We start from the raw sequence: 9,160 nt of genomic DNA on the forward strand, positions 1-9,160 counted from the left end.
GTTTTACCCGTCCAGTCAGGGGCGCCCTGCCGCCCGCGTTTCACCCCGGTGCGCCGGGTAGTTGCCGCCCTAGACCCGCTCTAGGAGGAACACATGAAGGCCCTCACCTGGCACGGCAAGCGCGACGTCCGCGTCGAGGACGTCCCCGACCCGACGATCAAGGAACCGGACGACGCGGTCATCCGGGTCACCTCGTCCGGCATCTGCGGTTCGGACCTGCACCTGTACGAGGTGCTGGGGCCGTTCATGAGCGAGGGGGACGTGCTGGGCCACGAGCCGATGGGGATCGTCGAGGAGACCGGCCCGGACGTGAAGCACGTCAAGCCGGGCGACCGGGTGGTCATCCCGTTCAACATCTCCTGCGGCCGCTGCCACATGTGCGAGCTGAAGCTGTTCGCGCAGTGCGAGACGACGCAGGTCCGCGAGAGCAACATGGGCGCGGCGCTGTTCGGCTACACGCGGCTGTACGGGCAGGTCCCGGGCGGGCAGGCGGAGTACCTGCGGGTGCCGCAGGCGCATTTCGGCCCGATCAAGGTGCCGGAGGGGCCGCCGGACGAGCGGTTCGTCTACCTGTCGGACGTGCTGCCGACGGCGTGGCAGGCGGTGCAGTGGGCGGAGATCCCCGAGGGCGGCTCGGTGACGGTGCTCGGGCTCGGCCCGATCGGCCAGATGTCGGCGCGGATCGCCCGCCATCTCGGCCACCGGGTCATCGGCGTCGACCTCGTCCCGGAGCGGCTGGAGATGGCCCGCCGGCACGGGATCGAGGTGATCGACGCCGACGCCGCCGACGACGTGCCGGACGCGGTCCGGCAGATCACCGGCGGGCGCGGCACCGACTCGGTGATCGACGCGGTCGGGATGGAGGCGCACGGCTCGCCGGGCGCGAAGCTGGCCCAGACGCTGACCGGGCTGATGCCGGGCAACAGCGCCGCGCCGCTGATGCAGCGGGTCGGCGTGGACCGGCTCGCGGCGTTCCTGACGGCGATCGAGGTGGTGCGCCGGGGCGGGACGATCTCGCTGAGCGGCGTGTACGGCGGCATGACCGACCCGCTGCCGATGCTGCAGATGTTCGACAAGGGCATCGCGCTGCGGATGGGGCAGGCGCACGTCAAGCGCTGGATCGACGACCTCATGCCCCTGGTCACCGACGACGCCGACCCGCTCGGCGTCATGGACCTCGCCACCCACCGCGTGCCGCTGGAGAAGGCGCCGGAGGCGTACGAGATGTTCCAGAAGAAGCAGGACGGCGCCATCAAGGTGCTGGTGCAGCCCGGCGCCTGACGCGCCGGGCCGCACCCGCCCCGCGAGCGGCCGCCCGCCCCCCGCGGGCGGCTACTCGCCCCGGCGGTGGGTGAGCGCGATGTCGAGGTCGTCGCGCCCGGCGCCGGACAGGTCGAGCGGCACCGCGACCGGCGGGTATCCGGACGCGACGACGGTGTAGTCCTCGGGGGCGAGGCCCTCGAACGCGTAGGCGCCGTCCGGGCCGGTGCGTGCGGTGGCGACGACGTTCCCGGCCTGGTCGACCAGCGACACGTGCGCGTCGCCGAGCGCCTCGCCGCCGCGGCCGCGGATCGTGCCGCGCAGCGCGGGTCCGGCGGGCAGCTCGATCTCCACCGGAGCCGGATCGCCGCCCTCGACCCGCACGGGGCGGGCGGCGGGCCTGCGCCCGGCCGCGCTCACCGTCAGCGTGTAGCCGCCGGGCGCGAGGTCGGCCAGCGCGAACGCGCCGTCCGCTCCGGTGGTGGCGGAGGCGACGACCTCGCCGCGCTGGTCGGTGGCGACCGCGACGGCCCCGGCGACGGGCGCGCCCGCCTCGTCGCGGACCGTGCCGGCCACGCCGCCGATGCCGCCCAGCACGAGGTCGGCGGCGGCGGGGCCGTCGAGCACGGCGACGGTGGCCGCCTCGGGCTGGTGGCCCGGCGCCGACCCGACGAGCACGTAGCCGCCGGGCGCGGGCGCGGCGACCGCGTACCGGCCGTCGTCACCGGTGGCGACCACGCCGAGCTGGCGGCCGCTCGCGTCGATCAGGGTGACGGTGGCGCCGGAGAGCGGCGTCCCGTCGGGGCGCAGCACCCGTCCGCGCACCGCCGGGCCCTCGCCAGCAGGGGACGGCTCGGCCGCGGCGGGCGTCTCGCTCTCGGCGGACGGCACGGCCGGGCTCTCCACCGGACCCGCGGCCGCGGCCGGAACCTCGGCCGCGGCGGGCGCGGGCGCCTGAGCCGGGCGCCCGGCGTGCCGCACCGCGCGGCGGCCGGACGGCAGGAACGCCGCGAGCAGGACGCCGACCGCGATGGCGCCGGTCGCGATGGCGAACGAGATCCGGAAGCCGGTCATGTCCGGCACCTCGGCGCCGCCGAAGTGGAGCGTGTTGCGGGCGAGGACGGTGCCGAGGAGCGCGCTGGACACCGAGGTGCCGATGGAGCGCATCAGCGTGTTCACGCCGTTGGCCGCCCCGCTCTCGGACGGGTCGACGGCGCCGAGGATGAGCGTGGGGAGCGCCGAGTAGGCGAGCCCGATGCCGGCGCCGACGATCGTGGAGATCAGCGCGACCTGCCACACCGCGCCCATCAGGCCCTGTGCCGCGCCGTAGCCGCCGCCGATCACGATCATGCCGAGGATGAGCGAGGTCTTGGCGCCGAACGCGGCCGAGACGCGCGCCGACAGCGGCGAGACCAGCATCATCGCGATGCCCATCGGGGCCACGGTGAGCCCGGCGACCAGCAGCGACTGCCCGAGGCCGTACCCGGTCGCCTTCGGCAGCTCCAGCAGCTGCGGCAGCACCAGCGACATGGCGTAGAACGAGACGCCGACGGTGATCGCGGCGAGGTTGGTGAGCAGCACCTGGCGGCGCGCGGTGGTGCGCAGGTCGATCAGCGGGTCGCGCAGCCGCAGCTCCACCACGCCCCAGAGCACGAGGATCACGACGCCGGCCGCGCCGAGCCCGAGGGTGCGGGGGCTCGTCCAGCCCCAGTCGCCGCCCTTGGTGATCGGCAGCAGCACGGCCAGCAGCCCGGCGGTGAGCCCGACCGTCCCGGCGATGTCGAAGCGTCCCTTCGCCCGCACCTTCGACTCGGGGACGGCGAACGCCACCAGCGCGAACGACACGGCGCCGAGCGCGGCGGCGCCGTAGAAGAGCATGTGCCAGCTGAAGTGCTGGGCGATGTAGGCCGCCACCGGAAGGCCGAGCGCGCCGCCGACGCCGATCGAGGAGCTCATCAGCGCCAGCGCCGAGCCGAGCCGCTCCCTGGGCAGCGAGTCGCGCATCAGGCCGATGCCGAGCGGGATCGCGCCCATCGCGAAGCCCTGGATCGCGCGGCCGGCGACGACCAGCAGCAGCTGCGAGCTGACCGCCGCGACCAGCGAGCCGACGACGACGGTGCCGATGCTGACGAGCGTCATCCGCTTCTTGCCGTACAGGTCGCCGAGCCGTCCCATGATCGGGGTGGCGACGGCGCCGGACAGCAGCGTGGCGGTCATCGCCCACGTCGCGTTCGACAGCGAGGTGTGCAGCAGCTGCGGCAGCTGCCCGATGACCGGGATCAGCAGGGTCTGCATGACCGCGACGACGATGCCGGCGAACGCCAGGACGGCGATCAGCAGGCCGGACCCGCGCTCGGCGGGCAGGCCGAGGTCGGGTTCGCGGCCGGCGGCCGCGGTGCCGGCGGGGGCGGCCGTGCGCGGGTGCTGGGCGGTGGCGGGCTGGGACACGCTGGTACGCCTCCGGGAGGATGGATCGGTCCGTGCGGCGGGGTGGGCGCCGCGCTACGGGCGGCGGCGCACCCCGTGATCAAGACGATGAGGGGCCGGTTTCATTCCCGTACGGGGAACCGCGACGGAGAATGAGACCAGCATCACTCTCCGCGAAGAACGAAATTTACCGATAGAGGCGGAGGGATGAGAAAAAGGAGTCACGTCGGTCAGGTCGGCGTGCCCCCCGCCACGCCCGCCGGACGGAGATCACATTAGGCTCGGCGGGACGGCGGCCGGCGCGCCGGCGGCACGAGCACCGACGAGCACCGGCGACGGCACGGACGACGAGCACCGACCCGAGCAGGGACGAGACCCGGCATGGAGGCAGGCCCGATGCACCCTTTCCGCGCGGCCATCGAGACGGGCGACCTCGACGCCCTGCCCGACCTGCTGGCCGAGGACGTGCGGTTCCTCAGCCCGGTGGCGTTCGCGCCCTATGACGGCCGCCCGGTGGTGTCGGCGATCCTGCGCGCCGTCACCCGCGTGTTCACCGACTTCCGCTACGTCCGGGAGATCAGCGACGGGCGGGACCACGCGCTGGTGTTCAAGGCGCGGGTCGGCGACCGCGAGGTGCACGGCTGCGACTTCCTGCACCACGACGACTCCGGGCTGATCGACGAGTTCTGCGTCATGGTGCGTCCGCTGTCGGGGGCGAAGGCGCTGTCGGAGGCGATGGCGGTGCAGTTCGAGGCCGTCAAGCGGGAGATGGGCCTCGCCTGACGAGCCCGCACAACGGCTCGCGCCTCCTCCGGCCGCGTCATCTCGCGAGACCCAGCGCGGCGTACCCGGCGAAGGTGAGCAGCAGGTGGAGCGCGGGCGCGGCCGGCGGCCACCGGGTCCGGCCGCGCAGGAACCGGTACCCGGCCACGGCCGGGACGGCGAGCGGCAGGACGGCGGCGGGCGTCCACGCGGGCGGCGCCTCCGACCGCGCCGCGAGGAGGGCGGCCGACAGCGCGGGCGCGGCGAGCGCCAGCGCGGCGGTTCCCCGGAGCCCGAGCGCGGCGGCGTAGGTCCGCTCCCCCGGCCGCGGCGTCCGGGTCAGGTTCTTCGCCAGCTCGGCGTGCCCGGCCGCGAGGACGGCCACGGTGACGGCGACGAGTCCGGGCCGTCCGGCGCGGTGCCCGGCCGCGTGCAGGTACCCGGCGTACAGGTAGGCGTGCAGCAGGACGGGCGCCGGCAGGCTGACCAGCAGGTTCACCAACAGCCGATCGCCGGAGGGCCGTCCCGACCGGCAGTGCGCGGCGACCACGATGACCCCATAGCCCAGTTGAACGCCCAGGACCGCGACCTGCCACGGCCGCACCGCGTTCAGCGCCAGGACGGCCAGTGACCCGACGGCGTACAGAACGCCGAGGTCGCGGACCCGGACGGCCCCTGACGCGAGGGGCCGTCCGGGGTTGAAGCGCCGGTCGTAGCCGAGGTCGCGGACGTCGTCCAGCGCCCGCATCAGCAGCAGGTCGGCGAACACCGTGACCGCGGCGACCGCCGTCCCCGCGCCGGGCCGCCACCGCGTGACGAGCGGGTCGAGCGCGGCGAACAGCCCCGTGACGCCGTACGCCCAGGCGGCCGCGAACACCAGCGACGGAACCGGCGTGTAGCTTCCGGAGATGTACCGTCCGACGCGCCGGCACCAACCGGCCACCGCACCGGCCCGGCCCCCGCTCGACGCCGCGCTCCCGGTCAACGCCCCGCTCCCGGTCAACGCCCCCGCTCCCGGTCAACGCCGCGGGCGCCAGGTCACGGGCAGCTCCCAGACGCCGCGCACGAACATCCGGTCGCGCCAGCGCAACCGCGCCGGGTCGATCGCCAGATCGAGGCCGTCCAGGCGGCGGAGCAGCGCGGCGAGGGCGACCTGGAGCACCATCCGGGCGTGCGGCGCGCCGAGGCACAGGTGGCGGCCGTGCCCGAAGCCGAGGTGCGGGTTGGGCGAGCGGTCCGGGCGGAACGCGTCGGCGTCGGCGAACGCGTCCGCGTCGCGGTTGGCGGCGTCGGTCAGCGGGACGACGACGTCACCGCGCCGCCCCTCCGTCCCGCCCAGGCGCGTACCGGCGAGCACGACGTGCGGCCTGCCGCCGGTGCCGCCGAACCACACCCAGCGCAGGAACTCCTCGACCGCCGCCGGGATGCGGGACGGATCGGCGCGCAGCGACGCGGCCACGTCCGGGCGCGCGATCAGCTCCAGGACGCAGGCGGCGAGGAAGTTGGACGTGGTCTCGCCGCCGGCCATGAACAGCCCGAGCCCGAAGACGGTGATCTCCTCGGCGGTGAGCCGCTGCCCGGGGTCCGCCAGCAGTTCGGTGAGCAGGTCGGAGCCGGGGTCCCCGGCGGCGATCCCGGCGCGGCGCGCGTCGAGAAGGGCGGAGAAGTAGCCGAACATGCCCGCGCGCGCGGCCTCGACCTCCCCTGCGGGGACGTGTCCCGCCGACATCAGCGCGCTGACCCACGGCAGCAGCCTCCCGAGGTCGGCGGCCGGGACGCCGAGCATGTCGCGAATGAGCGCGTATGGGAGCGGCGTGGCGAAGCGGGCGAGGAGGTCGGCGGGCGGCCCGGCGGCCTCCAGGCCGTCCAGCAGCCGTTCGGCGGCGGCCTCCGCGCGCGGGCGGTCCGCCTCGGCGCGGCGGGCGGTGAACCGGCCCTGGACGGCCCGGCGGCGGCGGGTGTGGGTCGGCGGGTCGGAGGCGACGAGGGCCAGGGACGGGGCGTCGCGGGCGAAGAGGGTGCCGCCGGTCCACGCCTCGCGGCCGAAGCCGTCGCCGGCCAGGACGGTGCGGACGTCGGCGTGCCGGGTGACGAGCAGCGCGTCGTGGCCGCCGGGCAGCCGGACGGGCGCCATCGGGTGCTCGCGCAGCCGGCGCAGGTGGCCGCCGTCCAGCGGGACGCCGGGACGGTGCGGCAGGGGGAAGTCCAACATCGCTCTCCGGGCGGGGGTCCGGTCGGGCATTTCGGGCGGGTCTCCGGTCAGGGTGCGCGGGCGGGGCGTCCGCGGAGGGGTCAGGCGCTCAGCGGCGGCGGCAGCGACGCCTCCTCGGCCCGGCGGCCGTCGCGTTCGAGCCCGGCGAGCCGCGCCGAGGTGAGCGCGGCGCGGAACAGCTGGATGCCGCGCGCGGAGCTCGGGTCGATGCCGGACAGGTCCCGGATCCGGTCCAGCCGGTAGTGCAGCGTCCGGCGGTGGATCCACAGCTCCCGGGCGGCGCGCTCGCGGTCGAGGTTGCAGGCGAGCAGCACCTCCAGGGTCCGGCGCAGGTCGGTGCCGGCGTCCAGCGGGGACAGCACCGCGGCGAGCCGCTCGCGGATGCCGGGCTGGCCGAGGATCGCCAGCTCGACGAGCAGCTCGTCGGCGCGGTAGGGGCGGTCCTCGGCGTCCGGGATCGCCTTGACGACCGTCAGCACCCGGGACGCCTCCTCCAGCGCGTCGGGGATCCCACCGAGACCGCTCCGGCAGGACGCGGCGGCGTGCACCGGCCCCCGCGTCCAGGTGGCGAGGACGGCCACGAACTCGGCGGCCGCCACCTCGGCCCGCTCCGGGTCCCCCGCCGGGAACAGCGCGACCAGCTCGGCGAGGTCGCCGGAGTGGAGCACGCCGTCGATCGCCTCCAGGTGCTCGCGGGCCCGCGCCCAGTGCGCGGCGGCGGCCGCGCCGAGGCCGGGCGCCTCGCACCGCAGCACCAGGTAGCGGGGCGCGAGCGCGACCCCGGCGGCCTCCGCGATGACCTCGGCGGGCGCGCCGTCGATCAGCGTCTCGGCGAGCAGCCGGCGCAGCGGCCGGGACCGGGCGCCCTCGCGCGGCGCGTCCGCGTACCCCTGGATGCACGCCTCCCGGGCCCGCCCCGCGAGCCGCGCGGCGCGGCCCGTCGCCTCGGCCAGCTCGGTGAAGCGGCCGGCGGGCGCCGCCGCCCAGCAGGCCCGCGCCGCCGCGGCGAGCGCGGCGTCCCACACCTCCGACAGCACCGGCAGCGGGATGCCCTGCCGCGCCGCCATCGCCCCGAGGTCGCGGAACCGGGCGAGGTCGTCGGCGGGCAGCGGGCCGCCCGCCGCGACGAGCGCGAGCAGCCGCGCGGCGGTCTCCTCCCGGCCGCCGAACAGCGGCCCGGCGGTGCGCCGGATCGGCTGGTGCGCCGGGTGGCCGCCGAGCGCCTCGCCGATCGCCGCGGCGACCCGCGGGCCCTGCGCCGCGAGGAAGTCCGGCGGTCCGCCGGCCGAAGTCATGCGGGGTCCTCCTCTCAGGCCACGGCCAGCCGCAGTCCGGGCAGGTGCCCGGCCGTCTCGTCGACCAGGTCGTGCAGCTCGCGGACGTGCGCGGGGTCCCCGCCGAGAAGGCCGAGCAGGTCGTGCGCGTGCCCGACGAGCGGCGCGACGGACGCGGCGTAGCCGTCCAGGACGTCCTCGTCGAGCATCCAGGCGGTCAGCTCGGCGCGCGCGCACGCCGAGTGGCGGGCGCCGGCGTGCAGCGCGAGGGCCTCGCGCCGCCGCGCGGCCGGCAGCGCGGACAGCAGGTGCGCGAGCAGGTACGTGGCGGTGCCGTTGGCGAGGTCCTCGTGCCGCCCCGACGCCAGGTCGCGCTGGTCGTTGACGAGCTGGCGGAGGACGCCGAGCCGGCGGCCGAACGCGCGCCAGCCGCCGGCCCGGCCGGGTCCCGCACCGGCGAGCCGGGCCGCGGACGCCGCCGCCATCGCGTACGGCGCGCCGGTCTTGCCCGCGTAGGCGCGCAGCACCGACGCGGGCGTGGCGGCGGACGGCCGCTCGGTGAGGTCGCGCAACTGCCCGTCCACCGCGTCGAGCCAGGCGCGCGACACCTCGTCGGCGAGCCCGCAGCGGACGGCGTCGGGCACCGGCAGGCCGGCGACGAGCCGGGCGGGCAGCTGGCCACCGACCGCCAGCGCCGTCAGCACCCGCTTGGCGACCGCGGTATCGCCGGCCGCCGGGGCGCCGGGCGCGTCGGTGAGGTCGTCCAAGTAGCGGGCGGCGGCCCACCACAGCAGGTGGACGACGGCGAGCGGCCGGGCGGCCGCCGGGTCGCCGGTCTCCGCGCCGTGGACGAGCATCGGCAGCGCGACCATCCCCCGCATCCCGGGGCGCGAGCCCTTGGCACGGACGGTCTCGAAGAAGTCCACCAGGAACTCCGCCATCGCGCCGCCGACCATCTCGCGGCCCTCGTCCAGGCCCATCGCCAGGCCCTCGGCGAGCCGCTCGCACAGCCGGCCGATCTCCGCCTCGACCTCGGCGGCCGCCCGCTCCTGCGCGGCCTGGCCGAACGCTCCTTCTTCCACGTGCCGACTCCTCCTTCTTCGCGGGGTTCTCGGGCGGTGCCGGGGGTCAGCCGGCGGCGGCGCCCGCCGGGGCGCCGAGGACGCGGACCGTGCCGGACCGCCCGTCCAGCTCGATCCTGGCGCCGTCGGGGATGCGGGCGACG

General features: G+C 76.5%; 7 protein-coding genes. 2 read left to right on the forward strand and 5 right to left on the reverse strand.

Annotated features, from left to right (window positions below; all coding sequences use genetic code 11):
- Window positions 1-93: 93 nt before the first annotated feature.
- Complete coding sequence (locus tag ABT299_RS45530; RefSeq protein WP_387019427.1) at window positions 94-1,281, forward strand: zinc-dependent alcohol dehydrogenase; 1,188 nt, start codon at window positions 94-96, stop codon at window positions 1,279-1,281.
- A 51-nt stretch (window positions 1,282-1,332) separates the two neighbouring features.
- On the opposite strand, the gene ABT299_RS45535 is transcribed toward ABT299_RS45530, so the two are convergent.
- Window positions 1,333-3,708 carry an MFS transporter gene (locus ABT299_RS45535; protein ID WP_500254600.1) on the reverse strand — a complete coding sequence of 792 codons (2,376 nt, stop codon included), beginning with the start codon at window positions 3,706-3,708 and terminating at the stop codon, window positions 1,333-1,335.
- A 375-nt stretch (window positions 3,709-4,083) separates the two neighbouring features.
- Here ABT299_RS45535 and ABT299_RS45540 point away from each other — a divergent pair, with 375 nt between their 5' ends.
- Complete coding sequence (locus tag ABT299_RS45540) at window positions 4,084-4,470, forward strand: nuclear transport factor 2 family protein (protein ID WP_190868896.1); 387 nt, start codon at window positions 4,084-4,086, stop codon at window positions 4,468-4,470.
- Between the two features lie 37 nt (window positions 4,471-4,507).
- On the opposite strand, the gene ABT299_RS45545 is transcribed toward ABT299_RS45540, so the two are convergent.
- The 4 genes from ABT299_RS45545 to ABT299_RS45560 form a co-directional block, all read right to left on the reverse strand.
- Entirely contained in the window at window positions 4,508-5,434 is a 927-nt protein-coding gene (locus ABT299_RS45545; RefSeq protein ID WP_500254601.1) for a UbiA prenyltransferase family protein, read from the reverse strand.
- 33 nt (window positions 5,435-5,467) lie between these two features.
- A complete protein-coding gene (locus ABT299_RS45550) occupies window positions 5,468-6,661 on the reverse strand; it encodes a cytochrome P450 (protein ID WP_500254602.1) in 1,194 nt (397 codons plus the stop codon).
- 80 nt (window positions 6,662-6,741) lie between these two features.
- The gene (locus ABT299_RS45555; RefSeq protein WP_433137801.1) at window positions 6,742-7,956 is read right to left on the reverse strand and encodes a PucR family transcriptional regulator; all 1,215 of its coding nucleotides are present in this window, start codon (window positions 7,954-7,956) and stop codon (window positions 6,742-6,744) included.
- Between the two features lie 14 nt (window positions 7,957-7,970).
- A complete protein-coding gene (locus ABT299_RS45560; protein ID WP_500254603.1) occupies window positions 7,971-9,017 on the reverse strand; it encodes a polyprenyl synthetase family protein in 1,047 nt (348 codons plus the stop codon).
- Window positions 9,018-9,160 lie beyond the last annotated feature (143 nt).

The sequence above is a fragment of the Spirillospora sp. NPDC000708 genome, assembly GCF_040299565.1.
Classification (GTDB): domain Bacteria; phylum Actinomycetota; class Actinomycetes; order Streptosporangiales; family Streptosporangiaceae; genus Spirillospora.